Source organism: Curtobacterium sp. MCLR17_040 (genome assembly GCF_003234735.1).
GTDB lineage: Bacteria > Actinomycetota > Actinomycetes > Actinomycetales > Microbacteriaceae > Curtobacterium > Curtobacterium flaccumfaciens.
In genome coordinates, this window is record NZ_QKTE01000024.1 from 22,763 (window position 1) to 44,636 (window position 21,874).

Genomic DNA, 21,874 nt, shown 5'->3' on the forward strand with positions numbered 1-21,874 from the left:
CCAGCCCGTTCCGCAAAACACCGGTGTTCGTCGGTTGAACCGCGTCCTGCGCGTGTTCGTCCTGCGAACACCGGTGTTTTGCGTCGGCAGCCGCGCGGCTCCGGGGCGGCCGCGCGAGGGGCACGTATCCTCGCTGCGATGAACCGCCTGGGAACCGCTCTGCTCGCCGCGATCGAGGCGGTCGTGACGGTCGGCGTCGGCATCGGGATCGCCCTCGTGCCCCTGACGCTCCTCTGGGGGTTCGAGTACGGCCTGCAGGTCGACTGGGACGTGTTCTGGAAGGCCACCGGCAGCGTCTGGCTGGTCGGGCACGGCGTCGACGTCTCGTTCCTGCTCGGCTCCGCACTCGCCAAGAGCACCGGGGTCAGCGGCGCGGCCGACCCCATCCACGTGACCCTGGCAGCCCTCGGGTTCGCGGTCGTGACGGCCTGGCTCGGCGCCCGTGCCGGACGTCGGTTCGCGGAGACCGAGCACCGCACCACCGGGCTGCTGGTCGGGACCGCCGCCGTCGCGCTCCTCGGTCTGGCCGTCGCACTGTCGTCGACCTCGGCTGCCACCCGCCCCACGCTCTGGCAGGCCGTGGTGCTGCCGGCGCTCTGGTTCGGGATCCCCGCACTCGCCGCCTCCGAGGTCTGCCGTCGCCGCCGTGACCTGCCCGCCGACGCCGGCACCCAGCGGGTCATCGACCTGGTCGACCGCATCCCCGCCGTCTGGCGGTCCGTCGCCGGGTTCGGCCTGCGCGCCGGGACCGCCGCGACCGCCGTGGTCGTCGGCGTGGCCGCGGTGCTGGTCGGCCTGCTCCTCTTCACGTCCTTCGCCGAGGTCATCACCCTGTACGAGCAGTCGCACGCCGGGGTCATCGGCGGCGTCGCGCTCACCGTCGGGCAGCTCGCGTTCCTGCCGGACTTCGTCGGGTGGGCCACCTCGTGGTTGATCGGCCCCGGGTTCGCCATCGGCACCGGGTCGAGCGTGTCCCCGATCGCCACGACCCTGGGCCCGATCCCCGGGCTGCCGGTCTTCGGCGCGCTGCCGACCTCTGGTCACACCTTCGGGCTCGTCTGGATCCTCGTGCCGGTCATCGCCGGGTTCGCGATCGGCGGCTCGATGCGGCCGCGGTTGGTGCGGGCCCTGGGCGCCGCCGACTCCGCGCTGCACCGTGCGCTCGGCGGTGTCGTCGCGGGACTCGTGGCCGGGGTGCTCACGGGGCTCATCGCCTGGGTGTCCTCCGGTTCGTTCGGCCCCGGCCGCCTGGCCGACGTCGGTCCGCACGCCCTCGCGGTCGGCGGGTTCGCCGCACTCGAGGTCGGCCTGCCGGCGATCATCGCGCTCGCCGCGGGCAGTGACCTGGTCCGGCTGCCGGACCGCGGTTGGACGCGAGAGCGCTGGACCGAGGCCGACGAAGCCGACGATGCCCACGACACGGCGCGCGCCGGGGTCGACGTCGGCGAGGGGTCCCTGCTCGCCGCGCTCGACCAGGCCGGTGCCGGGCGCACCACCGATGTACACCGCTTCGTGGTCGAGGAGTCCCACGACGGGTCGACCGCTGCACGGCCCCGTGCGACGACCGAACACCTGACCGAGCCGGTCAGCAGCGAGCCGATCGGCAGCGAGCCCGCCGACGCGGCACCCGCACGGCCCACCTCCGCACCCACACGGCCCGCCTCTGCACCCGTCGCACCGCGCGCGGGCGACACGGACCACGACGTCGAGCTCCCCGACTGGGCGAAGACCGACGCGGTGGCCGCCGACCGTCTGGCCGCCGAGCCCGACCCGGAGCGCCGCAGTGCCGGACGAGCAGCGCTGGGTGGCCTCCGCGACCGCCTGGCCGACGCGGCCGAGGGCGTCCGGGGTCGAGCCGGTGCACTCCGCGACCGTGTGACCGGTTCCGACCCCGAGCCGGATCGACCCAGCCCCGAGCGGCCCGCAGCACCCGCGTCCACACCCGCACCCACCCCGGTGCCCACCGACGCCCAGCCCGCGTTCCCGTGGAGCACCGAGGAGTTCGTGGCCGGCCGCGACGACGTCGACGAGACGGCCGAGGCGGACCGCGTGGACGTCGCGCCCGACACCCGAGCGCCCGCGTCGAAGCCGACGGAGCCGTCCCGCCCGGCGAAGTGGGACGTCACCGACCAGATCCCCGAGGACGAGCTGCCCTGGTGGCGGCAGCCGAAGGACGACCGGTAACAGCGCCCCTCGCGTGCGTGCCTGCCGGTAGGGTTGGTGCCGTGCTCGAACTGGTCGTCCTGATCTCCGGTACCGGGTCGAACCTCCGAGCCCTGCTCGAAGCGACCTTCGACGCCGAGTACCCCGCCCGTGTCGTCGCCATCGGTGCCGACCGTGACGCCGAGGGTCTCGGCCTGGGCGAGGAGTTCTCGATCCCGACCTTCACGGTGCCGTTCACCCGCTACGACTCCCGCGCCGAGTGGGGCCAGGCCCTGGCGGAGCAGATCCGCCCGTGGTCGCCCGACCTGCTCGTGCTCTCCGGCCTGATGCGCCTGCTGCCCCCGGCCGTGGTGTCCGAGTTCGCCCCGGGGATCATCAACACCCACCCGGCGTACCTGCCCGAGTTCCCCGGCGCCCACGGCGTGCGGGACGCCCTGGCCGCCGGGGTCACCGAGACCGGTGCGAGCGTCATCGCGGTCGACGACGGCGTCGACACGGGGCCGATCCTCGCGCAGGAGCGCATCCCGGTGCTGCCGGGCGACACCGAGTCGACGCTGCACGACCGCATCAAGCCGGTCGAGCGCCGCCTGCTCATCCAGACCATCCTCGACATCGCCAACGGCACCACCGACCTGAAGGGCACCCCGAGCGCATGAGCGTGCACGCAGCCGACCCCAGCCTCTACCGCGACCGTGACGTGGTCCCGGTCCGCCGTGCACTCATCTCGGTGAGCGACAAGTCCGGCCTGCTCGAGCTCGCCGGAGCACTGGCCGACTCCGGGGTCGAGATCGTGTCGACCGGCTCCACCGCCCAGACCATCCGCGACGCGGGCTACGCCGTCACCGACGTCGCGAGCGTCACCGGGTTCCCGGAGTCCCTCGACGGTCGCGTGAAGACGCTGCACCCGTCGGTGCACGCCGGCCTGCTCGCCGACCTCCGGCTCGAGTCGCACGAGCAGCAGCTCGCCGACCTCGACATCGCGCCGTTCGAGCTCGTCGTCGTGAACCTCTACCCGTTCGTCGAGACCGTGGCGTCGGGTGCCGACACCGCGACCGTGGTCGAGAACGTCGACATCGGCGGCCCCGCGATGGTCCGTGCCTCGGCGAAGAACCACCCGAACGTGGCGATCGTCGTCTCCCCGGCGTCCTACCCCGAGGTCGTCGAGGCCGTCCGTGCCGGCGGCACCACGCTCGAGCTCCGGAAGCGCCTCGCCGCCCAGGCCTTCGCGCACACCGCCGCCTACGACACCGCGGTGGCGTCCTACTTCGCGAGCGACGTCGTCACCGCCGCCGCGGCCCCGACGACCGCCGGCGACATCCGGACCCCCGGTGCGTTCGACGAGCACCTGGCGGTCGAGGCCGAGCTGTCCGCGACCCTGCGCTACGGCGAGAACGCGCACCAGGCCGCGGCGCTCTACACGACGTCGGACGGCACCGGCATCGCGCAGGCGACGCAGCTGCACGGCAAGGAGATGTCGTACAACAACTACGTCGACGCCGACGCAGCGGTCCGTGCGGCCTTCGACTTCGACGAGCCCGCCGTCGCGATCATCAAGCACGCGAACCCGTGCGGCATCGCGATCGCCCCGGCCGAGTCCGCCGACCCGATCGCCTCGGCCCACGCCGCTGCGCACGCCTGCGACCCGCTCTCGGCGTTCGGCGGGGTCATCGCCGCGAACCGCCCGGTCACCGTGGCCATGGCCGAGACCGTGAAGGACATCTTCACCGAGGTCGTCGTCGCCCCCGGGTTCGACCCCGAGGCGCTCGAGATCCTGTCGCGCAAGAAGAACATCCGCCTGCTCACGCTGCCGGCCGACTTCGCGCTCGCCGACCGCGAGGTCAAGCAGATCTCCGGCGGCTTCCTGGTGCAGGACGCCGACCGCTTCACGGGCTTCGACCAGGCCACCTGGACCCTCGTCGCCGGCGAGCCCGCCGACGAGCAGACCCTCGCCGACCTGGCCTTCGCGTGGCGTGCGAGCCGTTCGGTGAAGTCGAACGCCATCCTGCTGGCGAACCAGGGCGCGAGCGTCGGTGTCGGCATGGGCCAGGTCAACCGGGTCGACTCCTGCCACCTCGCGGTGAACCGTGCGGGTGACCGTGCCACCGGCAGCGTCGCAGCGTCGGACGCGTTCTTCCCGTTCGCCGACGGCCTGCAGGTGCTGCTCGACGCCGGTGTCCGTGCGGTGGCGCAGCCCGGTGGCAGCGTCCGCGACGACGAGGTCATCGCCGCGGCGAAGGCCGCCGGCGTCACGATGTACTTCACGAGCGAGCGCCACTTCTTCCACTGATGTGAACAATCGGTGACGAACCATTGCGCGCCGTGAGTCACTGTGAATAGTCTGTAAGGCTCCGCGGCAGGCAGCCGACGATCCCTCGGGACCGGCGGCACCGCGGACACAACGGTGACGAAGACGACGACTGGAGTGACGATGGACAACATGACCGGAACCGTGGCGACGGCCGCCCGTGCAGGTCTCGTGTCCGTCGTGGGGACCACTCCCGCACGGCGATCCCTGATCGCACCGCGGCCCCGCGCCGCGGCCGCCGTCTAGTCGGGCCGTTCCCACGGCCCCGCGACGCAGCACCACCGGCGTCCGCGAACCACCCGCCTGAACCCGGGGGACGACTGTCCCTCGGTGCCTCCGGCCCGACCGACGTCACGCGAGTGACGGCGGAGACGCGACCACGCGCCCGGCCGATGATCACCACGCAACGCCACACCGAGCCTCCAGGCCGAAGCCGCGCGACGCGAGCAAGCAAGCAGCAAGCAAGCAAGCAAGCAAGCAAGCAAGCAAGCAGCAAGCAAGCAGCAAGCAAGCAGCGAGCAAGCACCGCGCAGCGCGACCCGGGGACCCGGCAGACGCATGAGGACGCAACGCATGTCCAAGTCGCCCACCACGGCGCGCCCGTCCACCTTCCGCGCGATCGCGCGGATCTACCCCTACGTGAAGCCCTACCAGGGGCGCCTCATCGGCGGCATGGCCGCAGCGATGGGAGCCTCCCTGGTGGCGCTCGCAATCCCCTACGTGCTCCAGTGGCTCGTCGACGGTCCGCTGTCGTCGCGCGACTCGGCACAGATCTGGCCCGCCGGGCTCGGGGTGCTCGCCCTCGGTGTGCTCGAGGCGTTCTTCATCGCCTCGCGCCGCCGGCTGGTGATGCGCCCCTCGACCCGCATCGAGACCAGCATGCGCAACTCGCTCTACGCGAAGCTGCAGGACCTGCCGGTCGCGTTCCACGACCGCTGGGAGTCCGGGCAGCTGCTGTCCCGTTCCGTGTCGGACCTGTCGCTGATCCGGCGCTGGCTGGCCTTCGGCGTCGTCCTGCTCGTCGTGAACATCGTGACGATCGTCGTCGGCTTCGTCGTGCTGTTCACCTTCGGGTGGATCCTCGGGCTGATCTTCCTGATCGCGTCGATCCCGCTGTGGATCAACGGTCTGCTGTTCGAGCGCCGGTACTCCGCCGTCGCACGCCGCAGCCAGGACCAGGTCGGTGACCTCGCCACGAGCGTCGAGCAGTCGGTGCACGGTATCCGCGTGCTCAAGGCGTTCGGTCGCGGCGGCGCGAAGCTCGAGGAGTTCAGCGAGCAGGCCGAGGCCCTGCGCGGCACCGAGATCAAGAAGGCGAAGGCCATCGCGGGCATCTGGCTGTGGCTGCTGCTCGTGCCGGACGTCGCGTTCGCGCTGTGCCTGCTCGCCGGTATCTGGCTGGCGTCGCAGGGGCAGCTCAGCGTCGGGCAGCTGTTCGCGTTCTTCGCGACGGCGACGGTGCTGCGGTTCCCGATCGAGTCGATCGGCTTCCTGCTCTCGATGACGTTCGACACCCGCACGGCGGTCGACCGCTTCTTCGAGGTCATGGACTCCGAGAACACCATCACGGACCCGGAGCACCCGAAGACGATCGCGGAGCCGCACGGTGCCCTGTCGTTCAACGGCGTGCACTTCCGGTACCAGGACTCCGCACCGCAGTACCCGGACCTGATCAACGGCGTCGAACTGCAGCTGCAGCCGGGCGAGACCATGGCGCTCGTCGGGCTCACCGGCTGCGGCAAGACGACGCTGCTCTCGCTCGTGCCGCGTCTGTACGACGTGACCGGCGGTTCGGTGACGATCGACGGGGTCGACATCCGCGACCTCACCCGCGAAGAGCTGCGCCGGCACGTCGGCGTCGCGTTCGAGGACGCCACCCTGTTCTCGTCGACCGTGCGTGAGAACGTGCTGCTCGGTCGACCGGACGTGCAGGGTGCCGAGGCCGAGGCGCTCATGCGCGAGGCGCTCGACATCGCGCAGGCGTCCTTCGTGGACGACCTGCCCGACGGCGTCGACACCCGGGTCGGTGAAGAGGGGCTGTCGCTGTCCGGTGGGCAGCGCCAGCGCCTGGCGCTCGCCCGCGCGATCGCCGCACGGCCGTCGGTGCTCGTGCTCGACGACCCGCTGTCGGCGCTCGACGTCGACACCGAGGCGCGGGTCGAGGCGGGCCTGCGACGCGTGCTCGCCGACACCACGTCGCTCATCGTGGCGCACCGTCCGTCGACGGTGACGCTGGCCGACCGGGTCGCCCTGATGGAGAACGGCGTCGTCACGGCCGTCGGGACCCACCACGACCTGATGGCCACCAACGAGCACTACCGCTACGTCATCTCGTCGCTCGACGACGACGACGCGACCGCACGACAGGAGGCGATGGCATGAGCCAGCAGACCGACCAGAACCTGCCGGGAGGAACGGCGTCCGTCCCGCAGGAAGCTCCGGACGAGCAGGCTGCCGCCCCCGTCACCGCCTCGATCACCACCATGGGCGTGCGCGGCGAGGAGCGTGAGGACTTCACGAAGGCCGAGAGCAAGCGCCTGCGGCGCCGGTCCCTCGCCCTGCTCGGGTCCCTCGCCGCACCGCTGAAGCTCCGGCTGGTGCTGCTCGGGATCGTGGTCGTGGTCTCGACCGCCGGCACCGTCGCGGGTCCGGCGCTCATCGCGTGGGGCATCGACAACGCCCTGCCCGCGGTGATGGACCAGAACGACTGGGTGCCGGCGTTCGGGGTCGTCGCGACGTACATCGTCGTGGCCGTCCTCGGCGCGGTGCTCACCGCCTGGTACACGGTGCTCGCGGCACGGATCAGCCAGGCGATCCTGTTCGACCTCCGCAAGCGGGTGTTCCTGCACACGCAGCGGCTCTCGCTCGAGTTCCACGAGACCTACACGTCGGGCCGGATCATCTCGCGCCAGACGAGTGACCTCGACTCGATCCGCGAGCTGCTCGACTCCGGGCTCAACCAGCTCATCCAGGGCGTGCTGTACATGGCGTTCACCGCCGTGGCCCTGGTGCTGCTCGACCCGACGTCCGGGCTCGTGCTCGCGGTGTCGCTCGTGCCGCTCTGGTTCCTGATCCGCTGGTTCCAGACGAACTCGCAGACGCTGTTCCGCTCCACCCGTGTCACCTCGGCGCGCGTCATCGTGCACTTCGTCGAGACGATGACGGGCATCCGGGCGGTGCAGGCGTTCCGCAAGGAGTCCCGCAACCGTGACGAGTACGGCGGCTACGTCGAGGACTACCGGGTGGCGAACACGAAGGTGTTCAACCTGTTCGGGACCTTCGACCCGGTGCTCGTGCTCATCGGCAACGCCACGCTCGCCGCGGTCGTCATCGTCGGTGGCTTCCGGATCGTCGGCGGGACGCTCGAGGTCGGTGCGCTGCTCGCGGTCGCGCTGTACGCCAAGCGCTTCTTCGACCCGGCGCAGGAACTGGCGATGTTCTACAACGGGTACCAGTCGGCGTCGGCGGCGATGGAGAAGATCTCGGGTGTCCTCGAGGAACGGCCGAGCGTGCCGGACCCCGTGAAGCCCACCCGCCTGGCGGACGCCACCGGGAAGATGGACTTCGACGACGTCGTTTTCGCCTACAACAAGGGCAAGGTCGTGCTGCCGGAGTTCGACCTGCACATCCCGTCGGGGCAGACCATCGCCCTCGTCGGGTCCACCGGTGCCGGCAAGTCGACGCTCGCCAAGCTCATGGCGCGCTTCTACGACCCGACCCAGGGCTCGGTGAAGCTCGACGGCGTGGACCTGCGCGACCTCGACACGAAGGACATGCGCCGCGCGATCGTCATGGTCACGCAGGAGGCCTACCTGTTCTCCGGCACCGTCGCGGACAACATCGCGCTCGGCAAGCCCGGTGCGTCGCGTGAGGAGATCGAGGCATCGGCCAAGGCCGTCGGCGCGCACGAGTTCATCATGGCGCTGCCCGACGGGTACGACACCGACGTGAACAAGCGCGGTGGCCGTGTCTCGGCAGGCCAGCGGCAGCTGCTCTCGTTCGCGCGGGCCTTCATCGCGGACCCGAAGGTGCTCATCCTCGACGAGGCCACGGCGTCGCTCGACATCCCCTCGGAGCGACTCGTGCAGGAGGGCCTGGAGACCCTGCTCGCCGACCGCACCGCGGTGATCATCGCGCACCGGCTGTCCACCGTCGCGATCGCCCACCGGGTGCTCGTGATGGAGCACGGCCGGATCGTCGAGGACGGCACCCCCGCCGACCTCATCGCCGGCACCGGGCGGTTCGCCCAGCTGCACGCGGCCTGGCGCGACTCGCTCGTCTAGGCCCCGGTCGGGCTGCACCACGTGGTTGGCTTGCTCCATGAGCAACGACAGCGTGGTGCAGCCCGGCGGCGTCGCCCTGCACGACCCCTTCTACGGTGCCCCCTTCACCGAGGCCGTCCGACGGTTCTGGCGGAAGTACACCGTGTTCACCGGACGGGCATCGCGCGCCGAGTTCTGGTGGTGGTGGCTGACGTCGTTCGCGATCGGGCTCGTGCTGCAGCTCGTGCCGCAGGTGTTCACGCCGGACACCCCGGTGCTCGAGAACCCCGTCGGCTCGTACCTGTTCATGCTGTGGGTGCTCGCGACGCTCATCGGCTCGCTCGCCCTCGGCGCCCGACGGCTGCACGACGCCAACCTGTCCGGCTTCTGGCAGTTCCTGCACGTGCTGCCGGGCCTCGGCTCACTGATCGTGTACGTACTGTGCCTGCTGCCCGCGAACCCGAAGGGTGCGCGTTTCGACCGCTGACGGTGGACCCCGGCGGAGCACCCTGGCGGGCCGGCCTGCGCGGCCGGGGATCAGAACGGGTCGTCCGCGTCCGTGGTGGGTGACCAGCGGGCACGACGCATGTCGAGCCTCCAGGCCGTCGTCCCCTGCACGAGCGGCGTCCCCTCGACGCGGTAGTGCTCGAGCGCCCGGGCCTCGTGGTGCAGCGGCGGGTGCCCACCCGCGCGCACCACGCGCCACCACGGCAGGTCGGCGCCCTCGTGCGCCATCACCTTGCCGACGGCACGCGACGCCCGCGACCCGAGGGCTGCGGCGACGTCGCCGTACGTCATGACGTGACCCGGCGGGATCATCCGCACCACCTCGGCGACGGCGGCGCCGAAGTCGACGGCGGCGTCGTCGGACGGTGCGGCGTCGGAGGGCACGTCGTCGGAGCGTACGTCGTCGGGGAGCGCTAGAGCGTCAGGACCGCGAAGTGGTCGCCGTACTGGGTCTCGCGCACGACCTCGAAGCCCACGGCGCGGAAGAACGCCTCGGGGCTGTCGTCGCCGCCCGGCTCGTACACGACCGTCAGTCGCTCGAACCCACGGCTGCGTGCCTCGTCCGCCAGACCGTGCACGGCGAAGCGACCGACGCCCCGGCCCTGCGCGCTCGCCGCCACGTTGACGCGCCAGATGCAGCTGCGCAGCTCTTCCTGCGCGTTGTCGGCGTCGAACGAACCGATGATGAGGCCGAGGACCTCGTCGTCGTCGAGGACGACACGGGTCCACGCGGAGCTCGGCTTGACGTCGGACTCGGCGACCCCGTAGGTGGTCGGCTGCACGAACTGTTCCTGGCCCGGCTTGAGCGTCAGGGAGTTGGCCGCGGCAGCGGTCTTCGCGGAGAGTTCTTCCAGGCGCAGGTCGGACATGCGGCCAGGCTAACGGTGCAGACCCTGCGGAAGCCAGTGACGACGGCAGACCGAGACCGCACCGTTGCCGCGGCGGAACCGGGCGGCCGACCGGCGTGTGGTGCTCACGGCATGACGTCACCCGAGTTCGGGCCGAGCGTCTGCCCGGTGTACAGGTCACCCGCTGGCGACGACGCGAGCAGCAGCGCGGTCGGAGCGACCTCGGCGGGGACCCCGAAACGTCCGATCGGGAGCTCGGCGGCCTTGTCCGTCCGCCACTGCGCCGTCATCCGGTCCGTCATCGGCGACACGATCGGGCCGGGTGCGATCGCGTTGACGAGCACGCCCCGTCCGCTCCACTCGATCGCGGCGCTCTTCGTCAGCGCGATGACGCCGGCCTTCGCGGCCGCGTAGTGCGCGACCTCGGAGCCGCCCTTGATCGCCAGCTGGGAGGCGAGGTTGATGATGCGCCCGTGTCCGTCACGGAGCATCCGCCGACCGACTGCTCGCATCACCAGGAAGACCCCGGTCAGGTCGATCGCCATGACGCGCGCCCAGTCCGCCGTGGTGAGCTCCTCGAGCGGGGCCTGCGTGAGCACGCCGGCGGCGTTCACCAGGACCTGGATCCCGCCGGACTCCTCGTCGACCGACGCCACGGCGGCCTCGACCCGGTCCTCGTCGGTGACGTCGAGCACGATGGTCCGGACGCCCAGCCGCTCGGCGAGGTCCGCCAGGCCGTCGGCGTCGAGGTCCGCGGCGACGACCCGCGCTCCGGCGGCGACGAAGGTCTCCACGATCGCGAGACCGATGCCGCTCGCGCCACCCGTCACCAGGGCGGTCGTCCCGGTGAGGTCGAACACCGTCCCGTCGGTCATCAGTCGGCCATCAGGATGGTCAGGCCGCCGTCGACCACGAGTTCCTGCCCGGTGACGTAGCGCGCCTCATGGCTGAGCAGGAACCGGATGGCCGCGGCGGCTTCGTCGGCGTGGCCGACACGACCCCACGGGATCCGCGCACCCGCGGCGGCGAGGCCCGCCGGGCCGAGCGAGTTCTGGGCGTCCGAGGACTGCGGCGTCTCGATGAGCCCCGGGACGATGGTGTTCACCCGGATCCCGCGCGGCGCCAGCTCGGCTGCCGCACTCCGGGCGAGGCCGATCACTGCAGCCTTGCACGCGGCGTAGTGGCTGTGTGCGACCCAGCCGTACACGCCGCCGGCGATCGAGGAGACGGCCACCATCGACCCGCCCCGGTCGAGGTGCCGGGCACCGGCCCGGAGCGTGCGCATCACACCGTGCAGGTCCACCTGCAGGATGTCGTCCCACGCCGCGTCGGTCATGGTGTCGAGCGGCTGCCGACGGAGGACCCCCGCTCCCGCCACCACGTGGTCGACGCGACCCCAGCGGTCGACGGCCGCCTGGAACACGGCGTCGACGTCCTCGGTGCTGCGGACGTCCGCGGTGACCGTCAGCGCACTGCCCCCGGCGGCCTCGACGGCGTCGACGACGGGTGCGGGATCGTGCGGGTCACCCGCGAACACGGGGATGACGATGTTCGCGCCGTACTCGGCGAGCTGCACGGCGAGGGCCGCGCCGATCCCGCTCGCGGCGCCGGTGATGACGACCACGCTCCCCGAGAACTCGGAGTACACGCCGGTCGGTGTCGTGGCGCTCAATGGTCGATCACCGCCACGCGCTTCGTCCCGAGCATGATCAGACCGGAGAGGACCATGCCGCCCGCACCGACGATGAGGGCGGCCGGGCCGAGCCCGATGCTCCCGGCGACGAGGGCCGTCAGCACAGCCGAGCCGATGATGGTGCCGGGCTGTCCCATCGCGGTGACGAACGCGGACCCGGTGGCGCGGCAGCTCGAGTCGAAGCACTCCGCCTGCAGGAAGAGCAGCGACGCGTACGGTCCGAGCAGGAAGAACAGCGTCAGCATGTACGTGACCAGGACGTAGCCGAAGTCGTCCGGACCGAGCACGAAGAGGGTCCAGCAGACACCCGCGAGCACCCAGCCCACGACGATCGTGGTCTTGCGGCCGATGATGTCGCCGAGCCAGCCGTGGAACAGGTAGCCGGCGGCGCCGACCACGTTCGACAGCACGATGATGAGCAGCGACATGCTCGCGTCGACACCCTTGACGCCCTCGAGCATCGTCGTCCCGAGCACGCTCGTGGTGGTGATGCCGAAGTAGTTCACGATCCACGCGATCGAGAGCACGACGGTGTTGCGTGCGTACCGTCGGCCGAAGATCGCCCGCAGCGGGTTCGGCCCCTCGTCGACGATGCCGAAGCGGGCGGCGACCTCGGTGGCTTCCTCGGTGCGACCGGACTTCCGCAGCTGCCGCAGGTACGTGTTCAGACGGTGCTGCGGCGTCTCCTTGATGCCCTTGCGCAGGAACAGCACGAACAGTGCCGGAACGGTGGCGATGAGGAACGCGAGCCGCCAGGACTCCTGTCCGAAGAGCCCGTTGATGCCGGCGATGAACGCGGCGGCGAGGAGCGCACCGATCGGCCACCCGGTCTGGACGAGGCTGTAGAAGAAGCCGCGACGCTTCTTGACGCCCTCGAGCTCGGTGAGCGCGAAGACCTCGTTGAGGTAGGTGGAGTTGACCGACTGCTCGGCCATCCCGAAGCCGCTCAGGGCCCGGAAGCCGACGAGCGAGGCGACCCCCGTCGACGCCGCCGTCAGCAGCGACGACAGGGCCGCGCCACCGATCGTGATCATCATGCCGCGGCGCCGGCCGAGTCGGTCCACGAACAGACCGACGAGGACGACGACGACGAAGACACCGACGCTCACGAGGGTGTTCGCGAGCAGGGCGGTCTGTTCGTTCCACCCGAAGTCCTCGGCGATGCGGGGGAGGAGCGTTCCGAACATGATGAAGTCGTAGACGGCGAGGGTCCAGGCGAAGAACGCCAGGGTCGCGCCGCGCTTGGTCTCCTTCGGCCCGATCGTCGGGAACGTCCCGGTGGCGAGCTCGAGGTCCTCGGGCTCGTGGATGGTCGTGGTGGACATGGTCTTCCTCTCGGTACGGCGGTGCGGCGCTGCGACGGTGTCGCGGCGCGGGCTGACGGGCGGAGGCGGAGCGTGGGTGCGGTCAGGGGTGGCCGGTCGGGGGAGAGCCCCGGCCGTGGGCGGCGAACGCCGCGTGGATGCGGTCGTCCGGGGCGTCGAGGGCGAGCAGGGCAGCCAGCAGGAGACGCGCCTTGAGGCCGTCGAGGTTGCCGGCGGGGACGAGTCCGGCGCCGAGCAGGTCGATCTCGCCGCCCGCGAAGCCGTACGTCGTCGTGAGCGTCGCACCGGCGCCGGTCCGCGACGCCAGCACGACCGGCATCTGCGCGGCGAGTGCGCGGACGGCGTCGACCGTGCGCTCGGCGACGTGCCCGCCGCCGAAGCCCTCGATGACCGCGCCGCGGTACCCGAGTCCGTCCAGGGTCGACAGGACCCGGCCGTCGTCGGCGAGGGTGACCCGGTGCAGGGCCACCGGAGGCAGCGGTGCGACGCGTGTGGTGAGCGCGGGCGCTCGGGACGCCGGAGCGTGGAAGACGGGCGAGCCCTCGGTGACCCGTCCGAGCGGACCGGAACCCGGTGAGGCGAAGGCACCGGTCGACGAGGTGTGCGTCTTGCGGACCGTCCCGGCGGCGTGCACCTCGTCGTCGAGCACGACGAGGACGCCACGTCCCACTGCTGCCGGTGCCGCGGCCACGCACACGGCCGCCAACAGGTTCGCCGGGCCGTCCGCACCGGGCGAGGAGGCGTGGCGCATCGCTCCGGTCACCACGAGGGGCTCGGGGCGGTCCCAGGCGAGGTCGAGCAGGTACGCGGTCTCCTCGATGGTGTCCGTGCCCTGCGACAGCACGACGCCCGAGGCTCCGGAGGCGACGGCGTCCCGAGCGGCGTCGAGCGCTCGCTGCACGTCGTCGAAGTCGAGCGAGGGAGAGGGCACCATGCCGAGCTGGCGGGCCTCGACCCGTGCGACCTGCGCGATGGCCGGCACACCGGCGAGGAGGTCGCGGGCTGCGATCCGCGGGACGGCGCCGCAGTCGCGCGGATCGCCCGAGGTGACGCTCGCGATGGTCCCGCCGAGGGCGAGGTACACGATCCGGGGGAGCGTGGGGTCCGTCACGGCAGGGTGTCCCTTCGTCGATCGACCGCGCGGGCGAGGCTGCGGTGTTCCCAGTCGGTGTCGTCACGCGGGTCGGCCCTGCGGACGCGGGTGGCGACGGCCGACCAGTCCGTGCGCCCGGCGCCGACCTGTTCGACCGCGTCCAGGACCCCGTCGACGCCCTGGGCCACGACGCGCTTGCCGGTCGGCCCGACGATCACGAGCCGCACGGTGCCCGGGACCTCGTGGACGCGGATCCGATCGTCCGCGAAGAGCCGGGTCGCCCAGGCGGCCAGCCGGAGCTGCGCCCGCTTGCGCGCCGCGGGGGTGTCCTCGACACCGGCGGCGTACCAGTCACGGTGCCCGCCGTTGCCGCCACATCCGCCGCACATCAGTACTCGCGTGGGCGCTCGGGCTGCGCGAACGGGAAGCGGACGCGGAAGTCGTCGGCGATCTCGTTCATCGTGACGAACCGGACGCCCTCGTGGCTCCCGATGTACTCGATGAGCCGCTCGATCATGAGCAGGACCTGCGGCCGCCCGGAGACGTCGGGGTGGATCGTGATCGGGAAGACGGCGTAGTCGAGTTCGCGGTACACCCAGTCGAACTGGTCCTTCCACATCTGCTCGACGTCGCGCGGGTTGACGAAGCCGTGGCTGTTCGGGCTCGACTTGATGAACATCATCGGGGGCAGGTCGTCGACGTACCAGTTCGCCGCGATCTCGACGAGGTCGATCTCGCTCCCGTGGACGAGCGGCGTCATCCACGTGTGCGGGTCCTGCGAGTAGTCGATCGGTGTCCACTGGTCGCCGACGATCGAGTAGTAGGGGACGAAGTCCTTGTGCTGCTGACTGTGGTCGTAGCTGAACCCGAACTTCTCGAGGAGCGTCGGCGTGTAGCTGCTCAGTTCCCACCACGGCGCGACGTAGCCCGTCGGCTGCTGACCCGTGAGTCGCGTGATCAGCTCGACCGAGCGCTCCATCACCGCGTCCTCCTGCGCCTCGGTCATCGCCACGGGGTTCTCGTGGCTGTACCCGTGCGCACCGATCTCGTGGCCGGCGTCGAACAGGGCCTTGCACTGGTCCGGGAAGGTCTCGAGCGAGTGGCCGGGGATGAACCAGGTCGCCGCGATGTCGGCGCGGTCGAACACCTTCTGCAGACGGGGGACGCCGGTCCGTCCGGCGAAGATCCCGCGCTGGATGTCCGAGGGGGAATCCGCCCCTCCGTAGGAGCCGAGCCAGCCTGCGACCGCGTCGATGTCGACGCCGAAGGACACGAAGATCTCTTTCACCATGGGACACCGTCTCTCGTCGTTGCTGCAATTCGTGCAATCGTTTGCATTGACCGGAATCCTGACAGTCGACTGTTTCGGTCGACGTCCAACCGTGTAACCAGTGTGTTTCGGCTCGTCCGGGCTGTCGTCGGGCGCGGCACCTGCAAACGTTCGCGCCGCACGGTGTGACGACGATCTGTCACCTAGACTCGACGGATGGGCAGTACGAGCGACGACCCGGCCGGACACGGTCAGCAGGATCGTCGTGGTGACGTGAACCTGCAGGCCATCGCTGCGCTCGCCGGCGTGCACATCTCGACGGCGTCGCGCGTGCTCCGACAGGCGGAGCCGACCAAGGGGTGGAGCGCCTCGGCACAGCGGGTGATCGCGGCGGCGGCCGAGCTCGGGTACCGCCCCAACCGACTCGCAGCATCGCTCCGGACCCGGCGGTCGAACACCATCGGCGTCGTGATGCCACGGCTCGCCGACACGGTCATCGCGACGATCTGCCAGTCCGTCGAGTCGGCCGCCCGCTCTGCCGGGTACCAGCTGTTGCTCACGACGCCCCCGGACGACATGGGCGCGCAGCTCGATGCGGTCGACTTCCTGCTCTCCCGACAGGTCGACGGCCTCATCGTCAGCTCGCTCCACCTGTCGTCCCCGAACCCTCGGCTGATGGACCTCCCCGTGCCGGTCATCGCGACGAACCGCCACCCCGGGGACTGGATGCCCGCCGTGGTCGGTGACGACGTCGAGGGCGGCCGGATGGCCACGGAACACCTGCTCGCGCTGGGGCACCGCCGCATCGGCGTCATCGCGGGTCCGCGCCACGCCAGCACCGCCGTGGAGCGGGTGGCCGGGTTCCGCCTGGCGCACGAGCAGCGGGACCTCGCCGTGGACGACGCGCTCGTCGTCCACAGCGACTTCGAGGTCGAGGGAGGCGTGGTCGGCGCGCACACGCTGCTCTCGCTGTCGGACCCGCCGACCGCGATCTTCGCCGTCAACGACACCGCGGCGATCGGCGTGATGGGCGCCGCACGGCAACGCGGCCTCCGCGTGCCCGACGACCTGTCGATCGTCGGCTACAACGACATCTCGGTCGTGGCGCAGCTGCCCACGCCCATGACGACCGTGCACTCACCGACCGCGCTGATGGGCACCGTGGCCGTGGAGCGGCTGCTCGCGGCGATCGGCGACGGGGCACTGCAGGGAGCGACGCTCCCGGTCTCGCTCGTGGTGCGGTCGTCGACCGGACGTCCGGCGGGCTGATCCAGGACAGGGCGCTCTGACCGGACCACGCGAGCGGGTGCCCGAGCGGCGTCGCGGTATGGTCGCGGCATGGCAGAGCATCGACGCGGAGCGAACCTCCCGTCGATCGGCGGGTTCAACCGCACCGTGGTCCTGGACGCCGTCCGCCGCTCGCCCGACGGCCTGAGCCGCGTCGAACTCGCCGCCCGCACCGGCCTGAGCGCGCAGACCGTGTCGAACGTCACCCGGTTCCTGATCGAGGCCGGCATGATCGTCGAGTCCGGCACCGTCGTGTCCGGCCGCGGGAAGCCCCGCACCATCCTGCGGCTCGAACCGGGCAGCCGGTACGCGGTCGGCGTGCACGTCGACCCGGCCGTCGTCACCTACGTGCTGCTCGACCTCGCCGGCACCGTCGTCGCCGCGTCCACCACCTCGACCCCCACCGCCGACGACCCGTCCGAGGTGGTGCGCACCATCGCCTCGGCCGTCGACGGGCTCGTCGCCGACGCCGGGGTGGCCGTCGACAGCGTGCTCGGCGTCGGGATCGCGAGCCCCGGACCCATCGACGTCGAGGCGGGCATCGTGGTCGACCCGCCGTTCCTGCCCCGGTGGCGGGACGTGCCGCTGCGCGATGCGCTCGCCGAGGCCACCGGCTACCCGGTCCTGCTCGAGAAGGACGTCACGGCCGCCGCGGTCGGCGAGATGTTCCTGGCGGGGGAGTCCTCGGCCCGGAACTTCGCGTTCGTGTACTTCGGTACCGGGTTCGGCGTCGGGCTCGTCGTCGACCACGAACCCGTGCGCGGGGTGGGGTCGAACGCGGGTGACGCCGGGCACATCATGGTCGACCAGGGGTCGCTCGCGGGCACCCCGGACGGCTCGGGCACGCGCGGCGAGGTCGGTGCAGCCGTCGCGCCGGACCGGCTGGTGCGGGTCGCGCGGTCGCGGGGGCTGGCGTTGTCGGGCGGCGGCGCGGTCGCCGAGGCGGATGCTGGTGCAGATGCCACCGATGCCACCGATGCCACCGATGCCACCGATGCCACCGACGCCGCCGATGTCGACGCCGTGAACGCCGCGTGGGACGAGCTCGCCGCGGCCATCGCGGACGGGGCCGACACCGCCGTCACGCTCGCGGCCGATGCCGGCACCGTCATGGGCAACGCCGTCGTCCTCATCGTGAACCTGCTCGACATCGACCGCGTGGTGTTCGGCGGCCCGTTCTGGTCACGCATCGCGAGCGCTGCCCTGCCGGCCGCGCGGACCGCCATCGTCGGGTCGCCGCTGCTCGTGCCGAAGCACGCCGTGCAGGTGGTGGAGAGCGACCGCGGTGCAGACGTCGCCGCCGTGGGTGCCGCCTGCCTGGTGCTCGACGCCGCGCTCTCGCCGCGGGCCAGCACCCTGCTCATCCGGCGCTGACGGCACGGGCGCCGTCGCCCGGCGCCCTGCCCGGCCGGAGCACTCCGCCCCGGCCCGCTACGCTGCGATCCGACGCAGCCGCCAGGTGTGCGGGATCGACGGGGGACACATGACGGACAGCACGGCCAGCACGGACAGCGCGAACGACACGGACGGCACGATGGACCCGCGGTGGGCGAGGGTGCGTCCGCTCGTGTTCCGGACGATCATCGGCGCGGTCGTCGCCGCGGGCCTGGTCGGCATCGCCGCGGTGCTCCTCGGCGACTTCGGACGGGTCGCGGTGCAGCTGCTCCTGACGATCGTCGTGGTCGTCGTCTTCGCGCTGCTGTCCTGGTACGACGCCGACGTCTCGTCCAGGCGGTCCGGGATCTTCGCGTTCGCGAGCATCGCCACGTCGATGTACCTGCTCGTCGCCGGCCTGTACAAGGTGTGGATCGTGCCGACGGGCGTCTCCGGTGACGGCATCTGGTTCGTCCTGGAGCACTTCTCGCACTGGATCTGGCTCGCCGGCGTCGCCCGGGTGGCGCTCCTGCACGTCCACCTGCTCCTCGTGATCCACCGGCGCTACCCGACGCCCGTCCTGCAGGTCGTCGCGAAGGCCACCGTCGGCGTCATCGCCCTGCTCGCGCTGCTGCTCTCCATCCCGCTGCTCGCGCCGGACGTCGACTACGCCCGCGGCTACTGGCGGCTCGTCTGGGTGGTGGTGATCCTCGACCTGCTCGGGACCGTCGTGGTGCCCCTCAGCAACGCCCTGTTCCGTCCGCGAGCCACGCTGCCGTCGGCGACGTGGCCGGCGCCCGAGCAGCAGCCGGCGTGGAGCGCAACGCCGACGCCCGCCGCTCCCGCACCGGCACCCGATGTGCCGCTGCCGCCTGCTCCCGCACCTGCTCCCGCTCCTGCCTCCGCCCCCGCCCCCGGAACGGTCGTCGCGTCCGACGGGCGTCGCTACGCGTCCCGTCCGTCGGCCTCCCGCGCCCTGGCCTGGCCCCGCTACGTCGACGGCACGCCCCTGCCCGCGCTGCCCGACGGGACGCCGGACTTCTCGGAGGTCACCGAGCGCTGACACCTCGAGCAACGAGTGTGCAGAAGACGTCGGGTTCGCAGTGCGGACCCGACGTCTTCTGCACACCGGATGCGGTGAGCGCGACCGCAGGGCGGACGGGAGGCGCGGTGCGGGCCCGCCCCGCGCCTCCCGTCCGCACGCCGCGCGTCCAGGGCGCCGGGCGCGATCCGGGACACCGTGCGTTCACCCCGCGGCCACCGGCCGGTCGCGTGGATGCTGAACAGTCGTGCAGGTCTCCGCTCGCTCGCTCCCCCGAGAAGGACCCTGCATGCGCGCTCCCGCCCTGCGCCCGCCCACCCTGCGCCCGCCAACACTCCGCATCGGCGCCGCCGTCGCGACTGCCCTGGTCGTCGCCGCCGGTGTCGTCACCGCCAGCCCCGCCCTCGCCGTCGTCGGTGACGACGACCCGGCCGTCGGCGCCGTCGCGGCGAACGGCCTCGTCGTCAACGAGGTCGAGTCGAACGCCGACGACACCGACTGGGTCGAGCTCAAGAACACCTCGGGCACCGCGATCGACCTGACCGGGTACGCGTTCCTCGACTCCGACAACTCGCACGACGCGTACGTGCTGCCCAGCGGCTCGACGATCGCCGCCGGCGGGTACTTCGTCGTCGACCAGCTGTCCGCGACCGCCCCCGGCTTCGACTTCGGGCTCGGCGGTGCGGACACCGCGCGCCTGTACGACCCCGCCGGCGACCCGGTGCTCCGGTACGCCTGGACGACCCACGCGGGTGTCACCTACGGTCGCTGCGCCGACGGCGTCGGACCGCTCGTGGACACCACGGCCTCGACCAAGGGGGCTGCGAACGACTGCTCCTCACCCGTGCGGATCAACGAGGTCGAGTCGCAGGACGGCACCCCCGGCGACTGGGTGGAGCTGACCAACACCGGCAGCACCACCGTCGACCTGGGCGGGTACGTGCTGCGCGACAGCGAGGACGACCACGCGTACACGATCCCCGCGGGCACGACCGTCGCGGCCGGGGGCTTCACCGTCCTCGACGAGGCGGCGTTCGGCTTCGGACTCGGCAAGGCGGACTCCGTGCGGCTCTTCGACGCCCGCGGTGCGGTCGTCGACTCGACCTCGTGGACGGCGCACGCCGCCACCACGTACGGCCGCAACCCCGACGGCACCGGCGACTTCGCCGAGACGGCAGCACCCACGAAGGGTGCGGCGAACCGGTTCGCCGGCGTCGTCACCGCCGAGGCCTGGCCCGGCGGCCCGGACGAGACCGTGCTCGACGACGAGGACACCTTCACCGGTGACCTGAGCGGCCTCGACTGGACGACCTCGGGGAGCTCGCGGGACGGGCAGCTCTGGGCCGTGCAGAACGGCGACGGCCTGCTCTACCACCTGACCTCGGACAGCGCGGGCGGCTGGGCGCCGTCGAACGCCGCGGGCACCGACCTGCGCTACGCCGACGGCACGGGCACCCCGGACGCCGAGGGCGTGACCGTCACGAGCGACGACCCCGGAGCCGTCTACGTGTCGACCGAGCGCAACAACGACGTGTCGAGCACGAGCCGCCCGTCGGTCCTGCGCTACGCCACGACCGACGGCTCCGAGGCAACCCTGCGGGCCACGGACGAGTGGAACCTCGCCGCGGACTTCCCCGGGCTCGGCGCGAACGCCGGGCTCGAGGGCGTCACCTGGATCCCGGACACCTGGCTCACCGCGCACGGCTTCGCCGACGAGCGCACCGGCGCCGCCTACGCACCGTCGAGCTACGCCGGACACGGCGAGGGGCTGTTCTTCGTCGGGGTCGAGGGCACCGCGAGCGTGTACGCCTACGCCCTGATGGACGACGGGTCCTCGGCGCGGGTCGCCACGATCGCGACCTCGCTCGCCGTCGTCGCGGACGTGCAGTTCGACCCGACGCTCGACGCGCTCTGGGTGGTCTGCGACGAGGTGTGTTCCGGCCGCACCGCGCTGTACGAGGTGACCGACGGGGCCTTCGCCGCCTCGACGCTGTACGAGGCGCCGTCGGCCGCCGACCGCACGCTCGCCAACGAGGGCTTCGCGATCTCAGGCGTCTGCACCGACGGGGAGCGGGCGACCTTCTACGCGGACGACAACGACACGGACGGGTTCTCGCTCCGCACGGGGACGTACCCGTGCGAGGGCGGCGACACCGACCCGGGCACGGAGCCCACGCCGGCGCCGACCCCGACCCCGGGCGACGGCGGCACGACGCCGACCCCGGGTGGGACGCCCACAGCGGTCCCGACCCCGGGTCCCTCGGCTGCCCCGGTCGTTCCGGTGGCGCCGTCGGAGTCGCTGTTGACGGAGGCGAACCGTGGCGGGGTGTCGGCTCCGGCGACCGCTCGTGCGGGGGAGACGATCACGGTGACGGTCGGCACCGCGTCTGCTGGTGACGTCGTGAACGTGTGGTTGTTCTCGGAGCCGACGCTGATCGGGACCGCTGTGGTGGCTGCTGACGGGACGGTGCGGGTGACGATCCCGGCGGCCACGATGGCCGGCGTGCACCGCCTCGCGGTGACCGCTGCGGACGGGAGCCTGATCGGGTGGACCCCGATCACGATCACCACGGATGGGCAGCTCGCGTTCACGGGCGCCGCCGGGATGGGTGCCGGTGCGCTGGTGGCGTTCCTGCTGCTCGCGGCGGGCGCGGGTGTGCTGATCGTGCGTCGCCGACGTCGGGCTGCGGCTGCGGAGTAGTCCC

Annotated in this window: 18 protein-coding genes; 10 read left to right on the top strand and 8 right to left on the bottom strand. The window is 71.8% G+C overall.

Annotated elements, in window-relative coordinates; all coding sequences use genetic code 11:
• Positions 1-138 precede the first annotated feature (138 nt).
• The 6 genes from DEJ01_RS15985 to DEJ01_RS16010 all read left to right on the top strand — a co-directional run bounded on the left by DEJ01_RS15985 (position 139) and on the right by DEJ01_RS16010 (position 9,217).
• Entirely contained in the window at positions 139-2,184 is a 2,046-nt protein-coding gene (locus tag DEJ01_RS15985; RefSeq protein WP_111093560.1) for a DUF6350 family protein, read from the top strand.
• A gap of 41 nt (positions 2,185-2,225) precedes the next feature.
• Positions 2,226-2,819, top strand: coding sequence for a phosphoribosylglycinamide formyltransferase (gene purN, locus DEJ01_RS15990; protein WP_071404669.1), 594 nt, complete (start codon positions 2,226-2,228; stop codon positions 2,817-2,819).
• A complete protein-coding gene (gene purH / locus DEJ01_RS15995; protein ID WP_111093561.1) occupies positions 2,816-4,450 on the top strand; it encodes a bifunctional phosphoribosylaminoimidazolecarboxamide formyltransferase/IMP cyclohydrolase in 1,635 nt (544 codons plus the stop codon). Before purN ends, purH begins: the two co-directional genes overlap by 4 nt.
• 591 nt (positions 4,451-5,041) lie before the next feature.
• Complete coding sequence (locus DEJ01_RS16000; RefSeq protein ID WP_027466673.1) at positions 5,042-6,850, top strand: ABC transporter ATP-binding protein; 1,809 nt, start codon at positions 5,042-5,044, stop codon at positions 6,848-6,850.
• A 101-nt stretch (positions 6,851-6,951) separates the two neighbouring features.
• Positions 6,952-8,751, top strand: coding sequence for an ABC transporter ATP-binding protein (locus DEJ01_RS16005; protein ID WP_110863292.1), 1,800 nt, complete (start codon positions 6,952-6,954; stop codon positions 8,749-8,751).
• Positions 8,752-8,788: 37 nt separating this feature from the next.
• Positions 8,789-9,217 (top strand): DUF805 domain-containing protein, encoded by a 429-nt coding sequence (locus DEJ01_RS16010; RefSeq protein ID WP_110863162.1) that lies wholly within the window; start codon positions 8,789-8,791, stop codon positions 9,215-9,217.
• A gap of 50 nt (positions 9,218-9,267) precedes the next feature.
• On the opposite strand, the gene DEJ01_RS16015 is transcribed toward DEJ01_RS16010, so the two are convergent.
• The 8 genes from DEJ01_RS16015 to DEJ01_RS16050 all read right to left on the bottom strand — a co-directional run bounded on the left by DEJ01_RS16015 (position 9,268) and on the right by DEJ01_RS16050 (position 15,487).
• Positions 9,268-9,621 carry an MGMT family protein gene (locus DEJ01_RS16015; protein ID WP_111093562.1) on the bottom strand — a complete coding sequence of 118 codons (354 nt, stop codon included), beginning with the start codon at positions 9,619-9,621 and terminating at the stop codon, positions 9,268-9,270.
• A gap of 29 nt (positions 9,622-9,650) precedes the next feature.
• Positions 9,651-10,106, bottom strand: a complete 456-nt coding sequence (locus DEJ01_RS16020) for a GNAT family N-acetyltransferase (protein WP_027466669.1) — start codon at positions 10,104-10,106, stop codon at positions 9,651-9,653.
• A 104-nt stretch (positions 10,107-10,210) separates the two neighbouring features.
• Positions 10,211-10,960, bottom strand: coding sequence for an SDR family NAD(P)-dependent oxidoreductase (locus tag DEJ01_RS16025; protein WP_111093563.1), 750 nt, complete (start codon positions 10,958-10,960; stop codon positions 10,211-10,213).
• Positions 10,960-11,757 (bottom strand): SDR family NAD(P)-dependent oxidoreductase, encoded by a 798-nt coding sequence (locus tag DEJ01_RS16030; RefSeq protein WP_217499762.1) that lies wholly within the window; start codon positions 11,755-11,757, stop codon positions 10,960-10,962. Before DEJ01_RS16030 ends, DEJ01_RS16025 begins: the two co-directional genes overlap by 1 nt.
• The gene (locus DEJ01_RS16035) at positions 11,754-13,103 is read right to left on the bottom strand and encodes an MFS transporter (protein WP_175330793.1); all 1,350 of its coding nucleotides are present in this window, start codon (positions 13,101-13,103) and stop codon (positions 11,754-11,756) included. The genes DEJ01_RS16030 and DEJ01_RS16035 overlap by 4 nt, the downstream gene beginning before the upstream one ends.
• An 82-nt stretch (positions 13,104-13,185) precedes the next feature.
• Positions 13,186-14,214, bottom strand: coding sequence for an asparaginase (locus DEJ01_RS16040; protein ID WP_111093564.1), 1,029 nt, complete (start codon positions 14,212-14,214; stop codon positions 13,186-13,188).
• Positions 14,211-14,585 carry a hypothetical protein gene (locus tag DEJ01_RS16045; RefSeq protein ID WP_071404676.1) on the bottom strand — a complete coding sequence of 125 codons (375 nt, stop codon included), beginning with the start codon at positions 14,583-14,585 and terminating at the stop codon, positions 14,211-14,213. Before DEJ01_RS16045 ends, DEJ01_RS16040 begins: the two co-directional genes overlap by 4 nt.
• Positions 14,585-15,487, bottom strand: coding sequence for a polysaccharide deacetylase (locus DEJ01_RS16050; RefSeq protein WP_111093565.1), 903 nt, complete (start codon positions 15,485-15,487; stop codon positions 14,585-14,587). Before DEJ01_RS16050 ends, DEJ01_RS16045 begins: the two co-directional genes overlap by 1 nt.
• 195 nt (positions 15,488-15,682) lie before the next feature.
• Between DEJ01_RS16050 and DEJ01_RS16055 the strand changes: the two genes are divergently transcribed.
• The 4 genes from DEJ01_RS16055 to DEJ01_RS16070 all read left to right on the top strand — a co-directional run bounded on the left by DEJ01_RS16055 (position 15,683) and on the right by DEJ01_RS16070 (position 21,870).
• A complete protein-coding gene (locus DEJ01_RS16055) occupies positions 15,683-16,735 on the top strand; it encodes a LacI family DNA-binding transcriptional regulator (protein WP_084740744.1) in 1,053 nt (350 codons plus the stop codon).
• Positions 16,736-16,804: 69 nt separating this feature from the next.
• Complete coding sequence (locus DEJ01_RS16060) at positions 16,805-18,127, top strand: ROK family transcriptional regulator (RefSeq protein WP_111093566.1); 1,323 nt, start codon at positions 16,805-16,807, stop codon at positions 18,125-18,127.
• Positions 18,128-18,236: 109 nt separating this feature from the next.
• Complete coding sequence (locus DEJ01_RS16065) at positions 18,237-19,190, top strand: hypothetical protein (RefSeq protein WP_146247652.1); 954 nt, start codon at positions 18,237-18,239, stop codon at positions 19,188-19,190.
• Positions 19,191-19,458: 268 nt separating this feature from the next.
• A complete protein-coding gene (locus DEJ01_RS16070; protein WP_111093568.1) occupies positions 19,459-21,870 on the top strand; it encodes a lamin tail domain-containing protein in 2,412 nt (803 codons plus the stop codon).
• Positions 21,871-21,874: the final 4 nt, after the last annotated feature.